Annotated in this window: 16 protein-coding genes; 8 read left to right on the forward strand and 8 right to left on the reverse strand. The window is 71.8% G+C overall.

Features of this window, described 5'->3' with window-relative positions; genetic code table 11:
- Positions 1–24: 24 nt before the first annotated feature.
- Entirely contained in the window at positions 25–795 is a 771-nt protein-coding gene (locus tag AB0K35_RS30095) for a DUF4352 domain-containing protein (protein ID WP_238671181.1), read from the reverse strand.
- Positions 796–997: 202 nt separating this feature from the next.
- Positions 998–1654 (reverse strand): 4'-phosphopantetheinyl transferase superfamily protein, encoded by a 657-nt coding sequence (locus AB0K35_RS30100; RefSeq protein WP_363889702.1) that lies wholly within the window; start codon positions 1652–1654, stop codon positions 998–1000.
- Between the two features lie 198 nt (positions 1655–1852).
- Between AB0K35_RS30100 and AB0K35_RS30105 the strand changes: the two genes are divergently transcribed.
- The gene (locus AB0K35_RS30105; protein ID WP_238671179.1) at positions 1853–2122 is read left to right on the forward strand and encodes a hypothetical protein; all 270 of its coding nucleotides are present in this window, start codon (positions 1853–1855) and stop codon (positions 2120–2122) included.
- Positions 2123–2168: 46 nt separating this feature from the next.
- On the opposite strand, the gene AB0K35_RS30110 is transcribed toward AB0K35_RS30105, so the two are convergent.
- The 3 genes from AB0K35_RS30110 to AB0K35_RS30120 form a co-directional block, all read right to left on the reverse strand.
- The gene (locus tag AB0K35_RS30110; protein ID WP_363889704.1) at positions 2169–2951 is read right to left on the reverse strand and encodes a peptidase; all 783 of its coding nucleotides are present in this window, start codon (positions 2949–2951) and stop codon (positions 2169–2171) included.
- Positions 2951–4228 carry a VWA domain-containing protein gene (locus AB0K35_RS30115; RefSeq protein ID WP_357266484.1) on the reverse strand — a complete coding sequence of 426 codons (1278 nt, stop codon included), beginning with the start codon at positions 4226–4228 and terminating at the stop codon, positions 2951–2953. The genes AB0K35_RS30110 and AB0K35_RS30115 overlap by 1 nt, the downstream gene beginning before the upstream one ends.
- Positions 4229–4593: 365 nt before the next feature.
- Entirely contained in the window at positions 4594–6303 is a 1710-nt protein-coding gene (locus AB0K35_RS30120; protein WP_363889707.1) for a phospholipid carrier-dependent glycosyltransferase, read from the reverse strand.
- Positions 6304–6386: 83 nt separating this feature from the next.
- On the opposite strand from AB0K35_RS30120, the gene rsmI reads away from it, so the two are divergent.
- A complete protein-coding gene (rsmI, locus tag AB0K35_RS30125; RefSeq protein WP_238671175.1) occupies positions 6387–7235 on the forward strand; it encodes a 16S rRNA (cytidine(1402)-2'-O)-methyltransferase in 849 nt (282 codons plus the stop codon).
- Positions 7236–7266: 31 nt separating this feature from the next.
- On the opposite strand, the gene AB0K35_RS30130 is transcribed toward rsmI, so the two are convergent.
- A complete protein-coding gene (locus AB0K35_RS30130) occupies positions 7267–8325 on the reverse strand; it encodes a hypothetical protein (protein WP_363889711.1) in 1059 nt (352 codons plus the stop codon).
- A gap of 149 nt (positions 8326–8474) precedes the next feature.
- Here AB0K35_RS30130 and metG point away from each other — a divergent pair, with 149 nt between their 5' ends.
- On the forward strand, positions 8475–10277 hold the full coding sequence (gene metG / locus AB0K35_RS30135; protein WP_357364650.1) for a methionine--tRNA ligase: 1803 nt from the start codon (positions 8475–8477) through the stop codon (positions 10275–10277).
- A 70-nt stretch (positions 10278–10347) separates the two neighbouring features.
- On the opposite strand, the gene AB0K35_RS30140 is transcribed toward metG, so the two are convergent.
- Positions 10348–13218, reverse strand: coding sequence for a hypothetical protein (locus AB0K35_RS30140; protein ID WP_363889714.1), 2871 nt, complete (start codon positions 13216–13218; stop codon positions 10348–10350).
- 160 nt (positions 13219–13378) lie between these two features.
- A complete protein-coding gene (locus tag AB0K35_RS30145; protein ID WP_363889717.1) occupies positions 13379–14626 on the reverse strand; it encodes a hypothetical protein in 1248 nt (415 codons plus the stop codon).
- Between the two features lie 128 nt (positions 14627–14754).
- On the opposite strand from AB0K35_RS30145, the gene AB0K35_RS30150 reads away from it, so the two are divergent.
- The 5 genes from AB0K35_RS30150 (at position 14755) to AB0K35_RS30170 (ending at position 20086) form a co-directional block, all read left to right on the forward strand.
- Positions 14755–15654, forward strand: coding sequence for a TatD family hydrolase (locus AB0K35_RS30150; RefSeq protein WP_363889719.1), 900 nt, complete (start codon positions 14755–14757; stop codon positions 15652–15654).
- Between the two features lie 46 nt (positions 15655–15700).
- Positions 15701–16570: a 16S rRNA (adenine(1518)-N(6)/adenine(1519)-N(6))-dimethyltransferase RsmA gene (gene rsmA / locus AB0K35_RS30155; protein ID WP_357266467.1), complete on the forward strand. Its 870-nt coding sequence runs from the start codon at positions 15701–15703 to the stop codon at positions 16568–16570.
- 86 nt (positions 16571–16656) lie between these two features.
- On the forward strand, positions 16657–17604 hold the full coding sequence (locus AB0K35_RS30160) for a 4-(cytidine 5'-diphospho)-2-C-methyl-D-erythritol kinase (protein WP_357364658.1): 948 nt from the start codon (positions 16657–16659) through the stop codon (positions 17602–17604).
- Positions 17605–17724: 120 nt separating this feature from the next.
- Complete coding sequence (locus AB0K35_RS30165) at positions 17725–19530, forward strand: ABC-F family ATP-binding cassette domain-containing protein (RefSeq protein WP_363889722.1); 1806 nt, start codon at positions 17725–17727, stop codon at positions 19528–19530.
- Positions 19531–19630: 100 nt separating this feature from the next.
- Positions 19631–20086, forward strand: a complete 456-nt coding sequence (locus tag AB0K35_RS30170; protein ID WP_238671166.1) for a DUF4383 domain-containing protein — start codon at positions 19631–19633, stop codon at positions 20084–20086.
- Positions 20087–20173: the final 87 nt, after the last annotated feature.

Genomic DNA, 20173 nt, shown 5'->3' on the forward strand with positions numbered 1-20173 from the left:
TCGGCCCCATGTCGCGTCAGCGCGTCACGGCTTCCAGGAACCGGCGGTCTGGAACTGGTCCTGGTATTCCAGCGCGCCCGAGGTGTCGTGCACGTCGAACACCACGCTGCCGGTGCTTCTGGTGCCAGCGGTCAGGTCGTCGACGGCCGGCATCGGTTTGCCACAGCCGGAGAAGGCTCCACCGATGGCTGTGGTCTTTGTGCCGTCGGCGGCGACCCACTGGAAGTAGAGCGGGTTCGTCGACGCGGTGCCCTTGGTGACGGCCACAGTCACGTCGGCGATCACGTACATACCCTCGCCGGGCTTCAGTCCGTGGGACTTGCAGGGTTTGGTGGCGCTACTGAACTTCGTCACGGTGATCTCGACGGTGCCGGCCTCGCGGTTGACGACCAGGGTGTCACCCGGCGACATCCCGCGGGTGTCGCCGTTCGCCGGCGACGGGGTCGGCGGGGTGGCCTGTGCCTCGCTCACAGTGGTCGAGGTGCCCTTGGTGCCGATGACGACCGCCACGATGCCGCCGGCGCAGGTGAGCAGGGTGAGTACGGCCGCGGTGACCGCGACGACCACGACGGACTTCTTGGCGCGGTCCGTCTGCACCGGTGGTGGTGCGATGATCGGGTAGCCGGAGCCACCCGGTGCCCGGTATCCGCCGCCACCGCCCGTGTGCCCGCCGGCCGCCGGGTACGCAGCCCCCGAGAACGGCGGCTGCGGTGTCGCCGCGAACGAGCGGGTCGGCGGCTGCGGGTTCGGCTGTCGGGGGTCGTGCGGCCTGACGCGAGGCTGGGGGTGGGTCACCGTACTCCTTGACGCTTCGGTACGTGCGGTGCGGGAACTCTTCGACGTTACCGTGGGTGGTGGAGCGTCCAGTCGCCACTCCAGAGGGCTTCCCACCGCAACAATCCGAAACCCCTCTGGCCAGCGTGGACAGTGTTCGATCGGTCACCGAACGCCAATATTTATCGGTATTCCATTCATCGCTATGAGTAACCAGACGAGGTCAACGTGCCGGAAGTGCGGCGGCGGTGCGGACCAGCCCGTCGGCGATCACGAAGCGGCCGCTGATCGATGCCGGCGGGTTGTCGACCCCTGCCGTGTCCACCCGGGCCGGTGCGATCCGGGCAGTGAACGTGCCCGCATCCGGGTCGATATCGAGTTGGGCGTCGTGGAAGCCCAACCAGCCGCGGACGATCGGATGCCACACCTTGTAGACGGTCTCCTTCGCACTGAACAGCACGACCGGCCAGTAGGTGCCGTTGGGCAGCCGTGCGCAGGTGGCCTCCTCCTCGGGCAGCAGCACGAGTCGGCGTACTCCCGGATCGACCTCGCGGTGCTGCTCGGCATCCATTCCGACGGACCTGACGTCGGTGGTGTGCGCAGCCGCAGCGGCGCAGTAGCCGGCGGTGTGGGTGATGCTGCCGACCACCCCGGCCGGCCAGACCGGCGCGCGGTCGGCGGCGGCCGGCACGGCGGTCGTCGGCAGGCCGAGGTCGCGCAATGCCCTGCGGGCGCACATCCTTCCCGCGGCAAAGTCCCGCCGACGGGTCTGCACCGCCCGCTCGCCGAGGCATGCCTGCTCAGCGGGGAGCAATTCGCCGGTCCAGTCCTCCGGCCCGGCGACGGCGACGGCGACCGTCGACGGCAGCAGGTCACGCATTCCGGTGGCCTACTGGTCGGTAGGAATGACGCATCAAGTTAACCGTCAAATTTCCGACTCCCACGACCGATGAAGGTACCGCAAAGATGTAACACCGGAGGGACGCGCAGCGCCCTCCCTGATGGCTCCGGGGGGACCACCATCAATGCTGGCCGGCACGGCAGCCGCCAGTCCCGTGGACATCTGGAAGGACGTGCGATGACCGATGGTCTGGAACGGCCGGGGGTGCGGGCTGACGAACACGCCCCGAAGACCCCCTGCTGGAGCTGCGGCTCCTGCGGTGACGAGTGGCCGTGCGCGACGAAGCGCACCCGGCTGCTGGCGGAGTATGGGGGTGACCGCGCCATGCTCAGCGTCTATCTGGGCTCCTGCCTCGCCGCCGCCACCGAGGATCTGCGCACCGCCCCGGTGATGTCGCTCCAGGACAGGTTCATCGGCTGGTTGCCGCGCGGCTCCCGGCGTAGCTGATCCTCTGGTGGCCCCGCCCGGCGGCGGGGCCACCAGAGGTGGCGTTTCAGCGACGTCGAGGCCGTCGGGTCACCGCGAAGCCGAACACGCCGGCCACCGCGGCGAGCACGCCGCCGATGCCGGTCCAGACCCAGCGCGAGCCGAGGTCCGGCAACCAGTCCGCCAGCGAGCCGCTCTCGTCGTCGGCCTCCGCCTCCACCGGGGGTACGGCGTTGAGCACCGTTCCGGCCTTGGTGTTCGGCACCAGCGGGGCGGCCAACTCGCCGTCGTCGGCCGAGGCGCCCCGGTCGGCGATGGTGCCCACCAGCAGGTCGACGTCGATCGGCGCACCAAGGTCCGGCTCCGGCAGCTCGATCACCGAGAGCCGGACGACGTACGTGCCGGGCAGTGGGTCGGCCGACCAGGGCTCCGCCCACGACCGCACCTCGCGCAGCGTGCAACCCAGCACCACGTTCGATGCCTTCGCGTCCACTGTCGGGGTCTGGGCCCCCGCCGTGCACGCCTGGCGTCGGCGCAACCCGTCGAAGATGTCCACCGTCCAGGTGGAGGCGCCGCTGCGTCCCTTCGGGAAGGTGACGGTGGCGGTGATCTCGTGCACCTGGCCGGCCGTCGCCGGGAACGACCAGTAGAGGTGGTCGCCGATCGAGGCGTCCACCCGTACCGGTTGGCCGGCGGTGATCGGGGTGGCGGTGAGGAACGATGTGCCGGCACGGTTCACCGGCGTGGCACCCGGGGAGGGGGTCGGTGCGGCGGTGGCCGCGGTGGGAAGTAGAGCGGCCGCGCCGGCGGCGAGCAGCGCCACCATCGACCGGAACAGTGCGGTACGCATCAGTTCTCCCTCCAGGTGGCTACCCACCAGCGGGTGAGCAGACCGGCGAGCAGACCGGTGAGCAGACCGGCGATGGTGAGCAGCGCGAGCAGCACCCAGCCCCGGCCGAGGTCCGGTCCGTCCGGTGCGGGTGCGGCGGCGACCACGTCGATCGTCAACTCCACCGGCATGCCCGGGGTGGCCGCGGTGCCGGGACGCGGGGCGAACGAGTTGCTGACCACCAGGCAGACGGTGGTGGGTTCGATGACCGGCGCGGAGCTCTGCTCGGTCTCGGCGGCATCCTCGTCGTCGGCGGTGGCCGACCAGCGCAGCCCGGCGGAGAGCACGTCGGCCCGCCCGCTGCCGGCGTCAGCGCCGCGGACGAGTTCCCGGCCGTCGGCCGCGGTGGCCCGCAGCAGCACCCCGTAGTCCCGGTTGACGGCCCGGTCCAGCGCCATGCTCACCGAAGCCCGCAGTTCCTGCCCGGGGCGGACCGGCACCCGGTAGTAGCGATGCTCGGAGAACGCCTCCCGGTCGGCGTAGACGCCGGGGGCGAGCAGTGGCGCCGAGTCGCACGCGCTGGTGCCGCCGACCACTGTGGGGGCCCGGGTGTGCGTGTCTCCGGCCCGCTCGACGAGCTGTTTGATCCGGTCGGTCAGCTCCTCGGCGCTCTGCGCGGCGGTGTAGGTCCCGCCGGTCGCGCTGGCGATGCAGAGCAGTTGCCGGCGAACCTTGTCGTCGGGGGCCAGGCCGAGGGTGTCGACGACCAGGCTGGTGCCCTGGGCGGCCAGTTCCCGGGCCACCTCGCACGGGTCCGGCGGAGCACAGGTGTCCTCGCCGTCGGTGATCAGGACGATCCGTCGGGTGGTGGCCCCGGTGCCCAGGTCCTGCGCGGCGGAGCGCAGCGCCAGCCCGACCGGAGTGAACCCGGTCGGCCGAAGTGTCGCCACCGCCGCCTTGGCGGCGGACCGGTCCACCGGCCCGACCGGCACGATCTGCTGGGTGTCCTGGCAACCGACCTTCTTGTCCTTGCCGCGGTAGGTCGCGCCGAGCACCCGGATGCCGAGCTGTGTCTCCTCGGGTAGCGCGTCGACCACCTCGTTGAAGGCCTGCTGGGCGACCGAGATCCGGGTGCGTCCGTCGATGTCGGCGGCGCGCATCGACCCGCTGACGTCGAGCACCAGCTCGACCCGGGGCGGCTCGGGCACCGGCTCCTCGTCGGCCTGCGCCGGCCCGGTCAGCGCGGTGGTCGCCAACAGTCCGAGAAGGACCGCCGTCGATCGTCTGAAGTTGATCACGACCCGCAGTGTAGTGAGATCCACTTTGGATGATCGTTTGGGTGGAGGCATGCGGAACCGGCGACTGCGGCTGAGCCGAGGATCGCCTCTGACCGGCCGCGCCCGCGCTCAGGGTCCACGCCGGGTCACCCTCGGTCAACTGCACGAGGGAAGGTGTCGGTTCGGCCAGCATCCGTCGGAAATCTGACCCAAGTCGACCCGTTGTGCCGGTGGTGCGCGGTGGTTAAGCTCTTCTTGCGCGCCCCAATCGCCCGCTTCCCCCGTGGCAGGCGATCGGGGCGCGCGTCTTTGTCAAGAAGGGCCCGCACGCTTCGGCGTGCGGGCCCTTCTTCCGTCGCGCTGTGCGGCGCGTCGCCTGTCGATGCTTATATCCACCGACCGTCGAGCCACATCCGGGACAGCCAGTCCGAGTACGGAATCACCCGACCCACGAAGATCGGATAGAAGTACGCAAAGCAGAGCGCCACCAGCAGCACGTACGCCCCCGCCGCGATGCTGCCCACCAGTCGACGCTCATAACTCGGGTCACCGGGCACCAGCGGCGCCACCGCACCCACGTCACCCCCGGCGGGGGCGATCATCGCGCCCAGCACGTACACCACGGCCAGCACCAGGAACGGCACCGCCGGCGCGGCGTAGAACGAGAACATCGTCCGGCCGTCGAGGGCGAACCAGAACCACGGCAGCAGCCCGGCGGCCACGGTGAGCAGGATCGCGCCGGCCCGCCAGTCCCGACGGGCCACACCAAGCCAGACCAGCGCCACCAGAGCGGGCAGGAACGACCACCAGAGCAGCGGGGTGCCGAGCAGCAGAATCTCCGAGGCGCAGCTCGCCGCGCCGCAGACGCCGTCGCCGGCGTAGTGGAACGCCACCGGACGGCCCAACAGCAGCCACTGCCACGGCCACGACTGGTACTTGTGCGCGTCGTCAAGCTGGGCGTGGAACCCGTACGCCGCGCGGTGGTATTCGAAGAGGTTGATCAGCGGACCGATCACCGGGCGGTCGCTGAGCCGGGAGCCCGGGTAGGCCGACGCGAGCCGGTAGTAACCGTCGTCGGTGAACAGCCAGCCGGACCAGGTGGCGAGGTAGGTGCCCACCACGAGTACGCCGGCGAACACCAGCCAGGGCAGCTCGTCGACGAGCGTGTCCCGCCAGGGCCTGCGGACGCCGGCCGAGCGGCGGACGCCGACCTCCCAGAAGAGCACCAGCAGCGCGAAGGCAGGCACGAAGTACAGGGCGCTCCACTTCACCGCACAGGCGCAGCCGATCAGCACCCCGGCCGCCAGCCGCCACCACGGCCAGGTGCGCCAACCGGTCGGCGGGCGGCCGGCCCGGCCCGGCTGGCTCGGATCGAGCCCGTCGTCCAGGGCCCGAGCCCAGCGTCGACGGCGGGCGTCCCGATCGAGCACCAGCGCGCCGAACGCCGCCAGTACGAAGAAGAGCAGGAAGATGTCGAGCAGGGCCGCGCGGGACAGCACCAGGTGGAAGCCGTCCAGGGCGAGCAGCAGGCCGGCAGCGCAGCCGAGCACCGTCGAGCGGAACATCCGCCGGCCGATGCGGACCAGCAGCAGCACCGACAGCGTGCCGATCACCGCCGCCGAGAATCGCCAGCCGAACTCCGGCGCGGTGGTCATCAGGTGCCCTGGGACGGAGACCTTCGAATCGGCGTCCTGATAGCCGAACGCCCACTCGCCGATGCCGATCAACCACTTGCCCAGCGGCGGGTGCACCACGTACGACGGGACGTTGTCCTTGTAGTTCCACTCCACGCCGCGGGAGATCAGCCCGTAGGCGTCCTTGGCGTAGTACGTCTCGTCGAAGATCTTGCCCTTCGGGCTGGACAGCCCGACGAAGCGCACTATCGCCGCGATGGCCACCACCACTGCCGTGGCCAGCCAGGAGAACCGATCCACCTGGGTGTCGACGGTGGCGAACCGTCGCCGGACCGTCGCGGCCACCCCGCCGCCCTCGGCACCCGGTGCCGTCGGCTCCTGGTTGGCACCGGGCTCGCCCGTCGCCTGGATCATCTTGTCCGGATCGGCGCTCGGGCTCTGCGCTGTCGACGCACTCGTCACCCGGCGATCGTAGGCTGCCAAGGTGTCCGGTGGCGTCCGTCGTCCCTGATACCGGTATTCCCAGCAATGAAGGAGACGAATTCGTGGGTGAAATGTCCGAAGTTGGGCGCCTGATCCTGCTCGGTGCCCCGCTCGGCAACCCCGCCGACGCCTCGGCCCGACTCCGGGAGGTGCTGATCAGCGCCGACGTGGTCGCCGCCGAGGACACCCGCCGGCTCACCCGGCTGGCCCGTGACCTCGACCTCACCGTCGGCGGTCGAATCGTCTCCTACTTCGAGGGCAACGAGGAGCGGCGCACCCCCGAGCTGGTCGAGGCCATCCTCGGCGGATACGTGGTGGCGCTCGTCACCGACGGTGGGATGCCCAGCGTCTCCGACCCCGGCTACCGACTGGTCCGTGCCACGTTGGATGTCGGGGCGCCGGTCACCGTCGCCCCCGGGCCCAGCGCTGTCACCACCGCGCTGGCCGTCTCCGGGCTGCCCTGCGACCGGTTCTGCTTCGAGGGCTTCCTGCCCCGTACCCCCGGCGGCCGCCGATCCCGGCTGCGCGCCCTCGCCGCCGAGGAGCGCACCCTGGTCTTCTTCGAGGCCCCGCACCGGATCGGAGCGACGCTCACCGACCTGGCCGACACGTTCGGGGCGGACCGGCCGGCCGCGCTCTGCCGTGAACTCACGAAGACCTACGAGGAGGTGCTCCGTCGCCCCCTCGGCGAGCTGGCCCGGTGGGCCACCGAGGGGGACCCGCGCGGAGAGATCACCCTTGTGGTGGCCGGCGCTCCGCTGACCGCTGCCGAACGCCCCGACGACGACACCCTGCGCGCCGCCGTCGCCGAGCGGGAGGCCGCCGGCCGGTCCCGCCGGGACGCCATCACCGACGTCGCCACCGAGTACGCGCTGCGCCGCCGGGACGTCTACACGATCGTGCACAGCTGACCGCTGTGGCAGGGTCCGCCGGACGGCGGGTTCACCACGCGGCGGCCAGGAAGCCGACTGTGATCAGCGTGGGGCCGGCGATGGCGGCGGCCACTGCCCAGCGGCGGTGCCGGCGACCGGGCAGCCGGGCCGACCCGGTCCATCGAACGATGCCGGCGGCGCAGGCCAGCACCACCAACAGACCGGGCAGCCACCGCAGGTGCCGGCCCACACCGACATCCGCGTACGCGGTGCCGCTGTCCGGGCCGGTCATCCGCGCCGGCAGCGCGGTGCCGGCCGTGCTCCCCTCGACTGGCACGCCGCTGACCCGGACACCATGGGCGATGAACCGCCCGTCCTCGGCAGTGAAGATCCCCCGGCACCGCAGGGTGAGCCCGCCGCCGGAGCAGTCGTCGATCACCACGGTGCCAGTCCGGGCGTGCCCGACCGCGAGCCAGAACGGGCCGGCGCTGACCCAGGCGAAAAAGGCCGCGACCAGGCTCAGCACCACCAGCGCGGCGAGCCCGGGCAGCGGATCCGGCGGTGGGGGCGTGCGGCTGGGTGCCCGGCGCAGCGCCAGCCGGAAGCCGCGAAGCCGCGCCGGTGCCGGGTCCTTGCGGACCGGGGTGCCGTCCCAGTGCACCTGCTCGATCGGCGCCCAGAAAGCGCCGCCGTCGTCCGGCGGGTCGCCGTCGGGCCCATTGTCGCGCTGTCGGCGACCCTGCTGCCGGACCGGCACCCGACGTGGCACCGCGTCCACCGGAGCGCCGGTGGTCGGCTCCACCTCGACGGGCTCCGCGCCGACCGGTGCCGCGCCGGCCGGCGGGCCCGACGAGCCGGGCCGGACCGGGCTGGGAGCGGGTGCCCCCGGGGTCGGACGAGTCGGTGTGGGTGACGGCGCCGCCGGCGCGGGGCGGGCCGGGGCAGCGGACCTCCCCGCCGGGGTGGGCCGCTGCGAACCCGGGTCGGCGCTGGGCACGACCCGGGGCTGCGGCGCGACCCCGGCGAGCCGTGACGCGGCAGGCTCAGGCCCCGGGTCGTCGCCGACCGCCGACCCGGTGGGACGGTCCTCGTGGTCCCGCGCCGCTCCTCTGCCCGTCACGACGTTCATTGCACACCGCGCCAGGAGGTGAAACCGGCAGGTGAGCCGCGTGTCGACGACAAATCGGACCAACGGGCGAGGTGGTCGGCCCGGTCCGACGGTCGGGCACCCCCCATTGGTTCGCGAAGGCCCCGGACGGGTCACTAGGCTCACTGCTCATGAGTCACGTTCTCGCGGCAGTGGCCTGGCCGTACGCCAACGGCCCCCGCCACATCGGCCACGTCTCCGGTTTCGGCGTTCCCTCCGACGTCTTCGCCCGGTACATGCGGATGGCCGGCCACGACGTGCTCATGGTCTCCGGCACCGACGAGCACGGCACCCCGATCCAGGTGCAGGCCGACGCCGACGGGGTGACCCCGCGCGAGTTGGCCGACCGGTACAACAGGGTGATCGTCGAGGACCTGCACGGCCTCGGTCTCTCCTACGACCTGTTCACCCGCACCACCACCCGCAACCACTACGCGGTGGTGCAGGAGTTGTTCGAGGGGATGTACCGCAACGGCTACATCGTGCCGAAGACCACCATGGGCGCGATCTCCCCGTCCACCGGGCGCACCCTGCCCGACCGTTACATCGAGGGCACCTGCCCGATCTGCGGGTACGACAGCGCCCGCGGCGACCAGTGCGACAACTGCGGCAACCAACTCGACCCGATCGACCTGATCAACCCCAAGTCGCGGATCAACGGAGAGACTCCGAAGTTCGTCGAGACCGAGCACTTCTTCCTGGACCTGCCGGCCCTGGCCGAGGTGCTGCGGCAGTGGCTGGACACCCGCGAGGGGTGGCGGCCCAACGTGCTGCGGTTCTCCCGCAACCTGCTCGACGACCTCCAGCCCCGGGCGATCACCCGTGACCTGGAGTGGGGCGTACCGATCCCGCTCGACGGCTGGCGCGACCGGTCGGACAAGCGGATCTACGTGTGGTTCGACGCCGTGATCGGCTACCTGTCCGCCTCGATCGAATGGGCCCGTCGCTCCGGCGACCCGGACGCGTGGCGCAGGTACTGGTCCGCCGACGGCGCGGGGAAGGACGCCCAGTCCTACTACTTCATGGGCAAGGACAACATCGTCTTCCACTCGGTGATCTGGCCGGCGCTGCTCTCCGGCTACTCCGGCGAGGGCTCCCGCGACGGTGAGCCGGGCGAACTGGGTCGGCTCAACCTGCCCACCGAGGTGGTCTCGAGCGAGTACCTGACCATGGAGGGGCGCAAGTTCTCCTCGTCCCGCAAGGTGGTCATCTACGTTCGCGACTTCCTGGAGCGCTACGACGCCGACGCGCTGCGCTACTTCATCGCCGCCGCCGGCCCGGAGAGCAACGACACCGACTTCACCTGGGCGGAGTTCCTGCGCCGCAACAACGACGAGTTGGTCGCCGGTTGGGGCAACCTGGTCAACCGGTGCGTCTCGATGGCCGCGAAGAACTTCGGGGCGATCCCGCCGGTCGACCCGGCCGGGCTCACCGAGGCCGACGAGGCGCTGCTCGCCGTCGCCCGGACCGGGTTCACCACAGTCGGCGACCTGATCGGCCGGCACCGGCAGAAGCAGGCGATCGGTGAGGCCATGAAGGTGGTCGCCGAGGCCAACAGGTACCTCTCCGAGCAGGCGCCCTGGAAGCTCAAGGACGAGGCGGACAAGCCCCGGATGGGCACCATCCTGCACGTCGCCCTTCAGGTGATCAGCGATGCCAACACGCTGCTCACCCCGTTCCTGCCGCACTCCGCGCAGCAGGTGCACGAGCTGCTCGGGGGCACCGGCGTGCACGCGCCGATGCCGGTGATCGAGCAGGTCGACGACCTGGACGGCGGCCCGGCGTACCCGGTGCTCACCGGGGACTACACAGTCGGCGCGCGCTGGGAGTCGGTGTCGATCGAGGCGGGTCGCCCGCTGGCCGCGCCGAAGCCGGTGTTCCGCAAGCTCGACCCGTCGATCGTCGACGAGGAACTGGCCCGGCTGGCCGACTGAGCACCCTGCCCACGTACGAACCGCGGCCCCGGGGAAACCCCGGGGCCGCGGTTCGTACGGGTGGGCCGCCTTACGGCTGTACGAGGATGTTGTAGGACGAACTCTCCGTCCACGTGCCGTTGGCCAGTCGGCCCCGCACTGTCATCGTGTAGCTGGTCCAGTAAGGCGGAGTCCAGCTGACAGTCGCCGTGCCGTCGACGGCCGGGACGACCCGAGCGTCATCCTCACCGACCTGGTACTCGAACTCGACAATGCCTGCGGTGCCCCCGCTGAAGGTGAACAGGCCGGCCTGACCGGCGCCGCCGCTCCACTGCCCGGCCGGGTACTCCGCCGAGGTGACCAGCGGTGCGGTGCCAACCCGGAAGCGGTATTCGGTCGCCGGGGACATCTCCCCGCTGCGCAGCAGCTGACGGACCGACAGGGTGTTCACGCCGTTCCGGTCCGGGGTGAGGAGGAAACCCGTGCCGGTGCCGTCCGGGTCTGCGACCACAGTCTGCTCGGGGCCGTCGTTGAGTCGGTACCGGTACTCGGCGACGTCCGGGTACAGCTCGGTCCAGAAGGTCATCGAACCCGGCACACCGATGCCACCGGTGACGCTCCAGTCGCTGTAGTAGCCGGCCACGCCCACCCGGTCGCTCTTCACCACGAACTCGTACGTCCGGGTCTGCGACCTGGTGCCGTCCACGCCGTGGCTGGTGACCTCGATCGTCTGGTAGCCGGATTCGCTCGGGGTGTACGTCACGCTGGCCGTTCCGTCGGCGCCAGCGTCGACGCTTCGTTCCTGACCCCAGTTGAGCCGGTAGGTGTACCGCTGCACACCGGGCAGGGCCGGCTGGAAGGTGAACGTGGCCTCCTTGCCCACCCGCCCGTCCGAGCTGCCCGAGTCGTACGCGGCCGACCGGACGACCGGCCCGGTCCAGACCGCGAACGGCCACACCGCCGGGGGAGACAGCTCGCCGGAGGTGTACCGGGAGCGGACCGTCACCTGGCGGTTGCCGGCTCGATCGGGGGTCCAGGTCAGGCGGGCCGTTCCGTACTCCGCCGGCACCGTCTGCTCGGCCTCGCCGTCGAACTGGTAGACGAACTCCGCCACGTCGGGCATCGACGTGCTGAACTGGAACGACATCGGCAATCCGAGGCCGTCCCGACGCGGCGATCCGTCGACATCCGAGGAGTAGACGGTGGGCTTGTTGTCGACGACCGAGAATTCGTACCGGGTGTTCTGCGAGATCGTTCCGTCGGCCCGCTCCGAACGAACGTTGAGCTGGTAGTAGTTGGGCGCCTGCGGGGTCCACGCCAACGACGCCGTCCCGTCCGCCGCCGCGACAATCCGCGACTCCTCGTCGTAACCGAACGAGTAGCGGTAGGCCACCACGTCGGTGGTGCGGGGTCGGAACGTGAACGTTCCCTGCACGTCGACGACGCCGCTGTGATCCCAGGCGAAGTCTGTCGACTCGATCCTCGGCGCGTCGTTGACGGACACCGACTGGTGCCGTGAGCCGGAGAGCTTGTCACCTACGTAGGCCGAGACCACCAGCTGGTACAGGCGGGGTTCGGTGAAGGTGACAGTTGCCGTCGCCGCGGCTTCCGCCGCCAACACCCGTACCTCCTCACCGTCGTCGAACCGGTAGCCGAAGGAGGTCACCTCGGCGACGGGAGAGCGCATGGTGAGCGTGCTGGGCAGGTGGGTGCCGGCCACGTCGACCTGCACGCTGGGCTCGGTGTTCCGGACCCAGAACTCGTACTCGCGGGGCGGGGAGGCATTGCCCACGGCGTCCAGCGACCACACCCGCATGGTCACCGGTCCGCTTCGCTCCGGCGTCCAGGTGAAGGTTGCGGCAGCGCCCGGTGCCGGTGCGTTCACCACGACGATCGTTCCACTGTTGGGGTCGTCGTAGCGGTAGCGGGTCACGTCGGTGTCGCCACTTGCGTCGAAGCGGAACGTGCCCGGCACGCCGACGCCTCCCGAACCCGGAGCACCGTTGGCCGGGTATTCAGCGGAGCTCACCTGCGGAGCCTCGGCGGGGGCCTGCCCGTCCACCCGCACATAGCAGAGGGGAGCCCACCCGGAGTCGCCGTCCCCGTCCGTCGCTCGCGCCGTCCAGGCCAGGACGGTGCCGTGCGGATAGCTCGACATCTCCCACTCGGTCCGGTGCTCCTGGCCACCGCCGTAGCTGCTGCCACCCCGCTCGCGGCGCTGGTCCGGGTGGTCCACCGGCCAGGCCGCGAAGTAGACGTCGGCCCAGTCGTTGGGGTCCGGATCACTGGCCTTTGCCGAGAACGTGATCCAACCGCCCCCGACGGTGACCGGGTGGGTGGCGTCACCGCAGCCCTTGCTCGGGTAGAGGGAGAGGCCGCCGATCGTGGGCAGTCCGTTGTGCTGCACGCTGAGCGTGGGTCGGTAGTACAGCCAGCGGCCCTGACGGGCGTCCCGCTCGGCCTCCGCATTCAGCCGAAGCTCCAGGTGTAGCCGCGTCTCCCCCCGCGCGAGAGCGGCCCGGACGGTGCTGGTGAGGTCCTGGACGAGCGAACCGGGGCACTCGGCGCCGGCGCCGGCGCTCATCGTGCCGAGCTTCTCCCGCTCGACCGGAGGCTTCTTCCAGGAGTTGATGTTGGCGAACCCGGCGGTACGCCACAACTCGACCGAGGCCGCCGCGCCGCAGTCGGTGACCTTCTTCTCCCGCACGATCAGGTCCGCGTCGGACAACTGCCTACCGGCCAGCTCGGCCAGGCTGATGGAGAAGTAGAAGCGGGAGGTGTGGGCGTTCTCCTCGGCGTCCAGCCAGCGCCCGACGGGGGCGTCGGTCTGGGCGTTGACGGTGGCCCGGGTGGGTGTGGCGGAATCGGTGTAGGCCCAGCTCGACGCCGGGATCTGGGTGTTGGTGTAGGCGAGCGCGGGACTGGGCGCGACGAGCGCGCCGACGGCAACGGTCACCGCCACCGTGGCTGCTGACAGCCTTCGACGAAACACTATGGGAAACCTCCGGAAAGACGCCGGCGCGCAGCACGCCGGAGGCTCCGACCCTAATGATCATCGACGTGTCGCGGTGTCCCGTTTCCACGCCGAACGGCTCGCTCTCCCAACCCGGGAGGGGGAGCGCTCACATCGCGTACCGGGTGTCCATCACCTGGTCGTCGGTCACCTCGGCGCCCGGCGCCCAGGCCTCGTAGACGCCGCGTTCCTGACACTGCGCGCCGGTCGTCACCACGGTGTCCGGGTTCGGGTAGCGCAGGCGCACCCGCAGCCAGCCGGCCTCCTCCCGGAGCACCAGGCACGGCACCCCCCGCCACTGGGCGAACCGGAGCCGGCGGGCCACCGCGTCCACCGGGTAACGGGCCGCCCGGGTCATCGCCAGCACCCGGAACCCACCGGGCAGGTCGGCGACGGCCTCGTACTCGCTGTCGCCGTACATGCCGACCAACTGGGTGGAGCGGGGAGCGTCGGCGTTCGGCACGTACTCCTGGTCCGGGGAGAGGTCCGGCACCGCGGCCAGCAGGTGCCGCCACTGCGGGCCCACCATCCGCAGCCACCCGCGCTGCTCGGCCTGGTAGGTGTACAGCACCACCTCCACCCCGTCCGCCGGGTAGGCGATGAGGGCGGCGTTCGCCGGCATCGGCAGGTCGGCGAAGTCCCGGGTGATGAACTCCGGGATGAGCTGACCGTTGCTGGGCACGAAGCCGGTGCCGAGCACCGGGGCGCCGAGCCGGTCCCGGGAGGCCAGCGCGGTCAGGCCGCGGTGTGCCGAGCCCACCGGCACGTCGTAGTCGCCCGGGTCGGACGCGCGCCAGCGCAGCGCGTACGCCACGTCCGGGCCGTCCCGGCCAACGTCACCATCCGTACGCAGCACCGTCGTCGTCGCCGGCGTACGCAGGTGCGCCACATCGTGCTCGCGGTAGCAGAAGCCGTGCGGCAGCCAACCCCGTACGTAGCCGGCGAGCTGCTGGGCCGAGAGCACCTTCACCATCCGGGTGCCCCGCCGGACCACCGCCGACGCGCGCGCCGCCGCCAGCATCGGGTCGCCCGCTGCCGCCGGCTGCTGGCTGAGCTGGTGCAGGTACGCCCAACCCCGCTCGCGGTGAGCGGGCATCAGCAGCGGCGTCTCCGGCTCGTCGGCCGGCTCGGTGGCCCCGTGCACAGCGGTCACCTCGGTGACGTGCACGAACCGGTGCCACGGCAGGGCGCTACCCGGGCGGGGTGCCCACTCGAAGCCGGCCACCTCGTCGGCGCTGAACAACTCGTACGCGGCGCCCCGGGCGATCTCCTCGGCCGGGTACACGCCGCCGCCGAACGCCACGTGCAGTCCGGTCCGTTCGCCGGCGCTGCCACCGGCCTGGGGGGTGACGCTCATGCCGTCGCCTCGCTGCTCGGTGGGATGGGTCCGCACGCTGTCGCGTCCGCTCGTGAGCGACCGTAGAGTCGCGCGGCGTAGTCGGGGTGAACGTCGGGTGGCGGGCAGATGGACAGGCCCGGTGTGTGATGCTGTCGCTGATGAGCGAGCCCACTGAATCCCGCCGCGAGCGCGCCGCCCGGCGGGCCGGAGAGTTTCCGCCCGCCCCCGAGCCGTTGCCCCGGGCGGTGCTGGACAGCCACACCCACCTGGACATCACGGTCAGCGAGGCCGGTGTGCCCGGCGGCGGGCCGGCCGACGACCCGGTTGCCGTGGCGATCGCGTTGGCCACGAAGGTCGGCGTGGACCGGCTGGTCCAGGTAGGCGTGGACGTCGCCTCCTCCCGGTGGGGCGCGGACACCGCCGATGAGTACCCCGCCGTGCTGGCCACTGTGGCGCTGCACCCGAACGAGGCCCCCCGGCTCAGCGACCTCGACGAGGCGTTGCGGGAGATCGAGTCACTCGCGGCCCGCGACCGGGTCCGGGCGATCGGCGAGACCGGGATGGACTTCTTCCGGACCGGCGACGAGGGGCGTGCCGCCCAGGAGCAGAGTTTCCGGGCACACATCGCCATCGCCAAGCGGTACGGCAAGACGCTTGTCATCCACGACCGCGACGCGCACGCCGACGTGCTGCGGATCCTCGACGACGAGGGCGCTCCCGACCGGGTGGTGCTGCACTGCTTCTCCGGCGACGCCGACTTCGCCAGCGAGTGCGTCCGGCGCGGCTACCTGCTGAGCTTCGCCGGCACTGTCACCTTCGGCAGCGCGACGGCGCTGCGTGCGGCTGCCGCGCTGACCCCGGTGGATCAGATGCTGGTGGAGACCGACGCCCCGTACCTCACTCCGATGCCGTACCGCGGCCGGCCGAACGCGTCGTACCTGATCCCGCTCACCGTCCGCGCGCTCGCCGCGACCACCGGCAGCGACCTGGACGAGCTGTGCGCGGCCATCTCCGCCACCGGCGACCGGGCCTTCGGCCCGTGGTGAGCCCGGCCCGACGGTCGGCACCGACCCCGTCGCTACGCTGCCTGCCATGACCGGTCTCCTCGGCCCGGCGGAGATCCGGGAACTCGCCGCCCGGCTGGGCGTCGCGCCCACCAAGAAGCTGGGCCAGAACTTCGTGCACGACCCGAACACAGTGCGCCGGATCGTGACCGCCGCCGGCCTCACCCCCGACGACGTGGCCCTGGAGGTGGGGCCCGGGCTCGGCTCGCTGACAGTGGGGCTGCTGCCGGTCGCCGGGCACGTGCACGCCGTGGAGATCGACCCGGTGCTCGCCGGGGCGCTACCGGAGACCGCCGCGCGGCACGCCGGGGCCGACGCCGCCCGCCTGACCGTGCACCGCGCGGACGCGCTGCGCATCGCCGCCGCCGAACTGGCCGACCCGGCACCGACCGCGTTGGTGGCGAACCTGCCCTACAACGTCGCCGTGCCAGTGGTGCTGCACCTGCTCGCCGTGCTGCCCACCCTGCGACACGGCCTGGTGATGGTGCAGAAGGAGGTCGCCGACCGGCTCGTCGCCGGTCCCGGCTCCAAGGTGTACGGCATTCCGTCGGTGAAGCTCGCCTGGTACGCCCAGGCAAGGGGCGCCGGCAAGGTGCCACCGAACGTGTTCTGGCCGGTGCCCAACGTCGACTCCGGCCTGGTCTCCTTCACCTGCCACGAGCCGCCCCGCACCGACGTACCGCGGGAGCGGGTCTTCGCCGTGGTGGACGCGGCGTTCGCGCAGCGGCGCAAGACGCTGCGCGCCGCGTTGGCCGGTTGGGCCGGTGGCGCGGACCGGGCAGCCGCGGCGCTCACCGCCGCCGGCGTCGACCCCGGCGCCCGTGGGGAGTCACTGACAGTCGAGCAGTTCGCCGCCATCGCCGCGTCGGCTCCGGTCGGTACGCCGGCCGGGAAGTAGGCTGACGCCGTGCCCGCCCAGGACGCTGAGGAGCTGAAAGTGGCCAAGCCGTTCGACATCCGCCTGCGCCTGCGGGACAGCACCCCGTGACCGAGGCCTGGCGACCGGACGACGACGAGCGACGCGGGGCCCTCGGCCCGGTGCGGGTGCGGGTGCCCGCGAAGGTCAACCTGCACCTCGGGGTGGGCCCGCTGCGCCGGGACGGCTACCACGAGCTGAACACGATCTACCACGCCATCTCGATCTACGACGAGCTGACGGCCCGCCGGGGCGACACCCTCGCCCTGACCATGGAGGGTGAGGGCACCGGCGAGCTGGCCCTGGACGACACCAACCTGGTGATCCGCGCCGCGCACGCCCTCGCCGGGTACGCGGGGGTGCTGCCGCACGCCCGACTGCACCTGCGCAAGCAGATCCCGCTCGCCGGTGGCTTGGCCGGTGGCAGCGCCGACGCTGCCGCCGCGCTGGTGGCCTGCGACGCGCTCTGGGGCACCGGGCTGTCCCGCGACGAGCTGGCCGGCATCGCCGCCGACCTCGGCTCCGACGTGCCGTTCTTGATCTACGGTGGCACCGCGCTGGGCACCGGCCGGGGTGAGGCGATCAGCCCCGTGCTGGCCCGCCCCACCTCCTGGCACTGGGTGGTGGCGATCGCCGACGGCGGCCTGTCCACCCCGACCGCGTACCGGGAGCTGGATCGGCTCCGCGACTCCGGTGCCGCCGGCGCCCCGCTGGGCAGCACCGACGCCCTGCTGGGCGCGCTGCGCCAGCGTGACCCCCGGGTGCTCGCCCGCACGCTCGGCAACGACCTCCAGGACGCCGCGCTGGCCATGCGCCCGGCGCTGGCCGACACCCTGAAGGCTGGCGAGGCGGCCGGCGCGCTCACCGGCATCGTCTCCGGCTCCGGCCCGACCTGCGTGTTCCTCGCCGCCAACGCGGCCGACGCGGAGCGGATCGCCGCCGAGTTGACCGCCGCCGGCGTCTGCCGGGAGGCGCGGGTCGCGCACGGTCCGGTAGCCGGCGCCCGCGTCGGCTGACGAGGCGTTCCACCGGAGCTGCTGGCGCGCGGCGCGGGCGTTCGGGGCTTCCGCGTACCCTTGGGACAGGCGTCCAGGTGCCCGCCGGCACCCGGACGCTTTGATCATGAAGGGTGGAACGTGGCGAACATCGTCAATCTGGACCGGGTGTCCAAGGGGTACGGCGCCGCCGGGCGGCTGCTCACGGACGTCTCGCTCGGCCTGGACGACGCCGACCGGATCGGCGTGGTCGGCCTCAACGGCGCCGGCAAGTCCACCCTGCTGCGGCTGCTCACCAAGCAGGAGGACCCCGACGACGGTCGGGTGACCCACCGCCGTGACCTGCGTGTGCTCTGGCTGCCGCAGCAGCTCGCCCTCGCTCCCGAGGCCACCGTCCGGGACGTGGTGCTCGGCACCGCCTGGCTCGCCGAGGGCATGGGCGCCGAGCACGAGTGGGCCGGTGACTCCGGTGTGCGGGCCATCCTCGACGGCCTCGGCATGCCGCACCTCGGCCTCGACCAGCCGGTCGGCCCGATGTCCGGTGGCGAACGCCGCCGGGTGGCGCTCGCCGCGCTGCTCGTGCGCGACTCCGACCTGCTCATCCTCGACGAGCCCACCAACCACCTGGACGTCGGCGGGGTCGACTGGCTGGCCCGGCACCTGGTCGGCCGCAAGGGCGCCCTGGTCGTGGTCACCCACGACCGGTGGTTCCTGGACGCGGTCTGCACCAACACCTGGGAGGTCGCCGACCAGACCGTCCGCGCCTACGAGGGTGGCTTCGCCGCCTGGACCCTCGCCCGCGCCGAGCGCGAGCGGGTCGCCGCCGCCACCGAGGCCCGCCGGCAGAACCTGCTCCGCAAGGAGATCGCCTGGCTGCGCCGTGGCCCGCCCGCCCGGACCTCCAAGCCGCAGTTCCGCATCGACGCCGCCAACGCGTTGATCGCCGACGTGCCGCCGGCACGCGACACCATGTCGTTGCAGCGCATGGCCACCTCCCGGCTCGGCAAGCAGGTGTACGACCTGGAGAACGTCGAGCTGCACGCCGGCCCGAAGGAGATCCTTCGCGACGTCACCTGGCTGGTCGGCCCCGGCGACCGGATCGCCATCCTCGGCGCCAACGGCGCCGGCAAGACCACGCTGCTGCGGATGCTCGCCGGCATCACCCGCCCCGATGGTGGCCGCCTCGGCACCGGCTCCACAGTGCGGCCCGCGTTCCTCTCCCAGGAGCTCACCGAGCTGCCCGGGCACCTGCGGGTCCTGGAGGCGGTCGAGGAGGTCGCCCGCCGGGTTCAGCTCGGCGACCGGGAGGTCTCCGCCGCGCAGCTCGCCGAGGTGTTCGGCTTCGACGACCGCCGCCTCTGGACCCCGGTCAGTGACCTCTCCGGTGGGGAACGCCGCCGGTTGCAGATGCTGCGGCTGCTGGCCGGCGAGCCCAACGTGCTGCTCTTCGACGAGCCCACCAACGACCTGGACACCGACACCCTCGCCTCGCTGGAGGACCTGCTCGACTCGTGGCCCGGCACGATCATCGTGGCCAGCCATGACCGGTACCTGATCGAACGGGTCACCGACACGGCGTACGGGATGTTCGGCGACGGTCGGCTGGTGCACCTGCCCGGCGGCGTGGACGAATACCTCGCACGGACCGCCGAGCGGGCCGGCTCGCCCCGGGTGGGCGTCACCTCGACCTCCGCGCCCGGTGCCCCCTTGGGAGGCGGTATGTCCGCCGCCGAGGTCCGTCAGGCCCGCAAGGAGCTGACCCGGCTGGAGCGGCAGCTCAGCAAGCTCGACCAGCGCGAGACCACGCTGCTCGATCAGCTCGCGGCGGACGCCACCGACTACGCCCGGGTCGCCGAGTTGGACACCCAGCTCAAGGATCTGCGCGCCGAACGGGAGCGGATCGAGGAGAGCTGGATGACCCTCGCCGAGGACCTGCCCGAGAGCTGACCGGCCGGGCGCGCCGGCCCGGGCCCCGTGTGCGGCGTCACACCACCACATGCGAGACAATCGTCGGCGACACCTACCCCACGGCGTTGGAGACACAGACATGGCACACACCCCCGTCAACCACCCCGCGCGGCCGATCTACCGGGCGATCGGCGGGCTGACCGGTCTGTACCTGGTCGTCTTCGGTGTGCTCGGCATCATCGCGAGCACCGGCAACGAGATCCTCGCCCAGGACGACACCCGGGTCCTCGGTCAGGGCACCAACCTCGGCTTCTCGCTGCTCAGCGTGCTGCTCGGGATCATCGTGCTGGTCGGCACCGCGCTCGGCCGCAACATCGACGTGGCGATCAACCAGTGGCTGGCGTACGGCCTCATGGTGGTCAGCCTGGCCGGTCTCGCGTTCATCCGGACCGATGCCAACTTCTTCAACTTCAGCATCACCACGGTGGTCGTGGTGATGGCGGCCGCCCTGGTGCTGCTGATGGTCGGCATGTACGGCAAGGTCGGCACCGAGGATGAGGCGGAGGCGTTCCAGAAGGCTCGTCTCGTTCTCTGAGCTTTCTTCGTGGTTGCGGCCGTGGGTTTTCGCCGGAGCCCGAGCTGCTCCGGGCGGGGCGGGGTGGTGCCAGCGCCGCGAGGGGGA

The sequence above is a fragment of the Micromonospora sp. NPDC053740 genome, from assembly GCF_040677775.1.
Classification (GTDB): Bacteria; Actinomycetota; Actinomycetes; order Mycobacteriales; family Micromonosporaceae; genus Micromonospora; species Micromonospora alfalfae.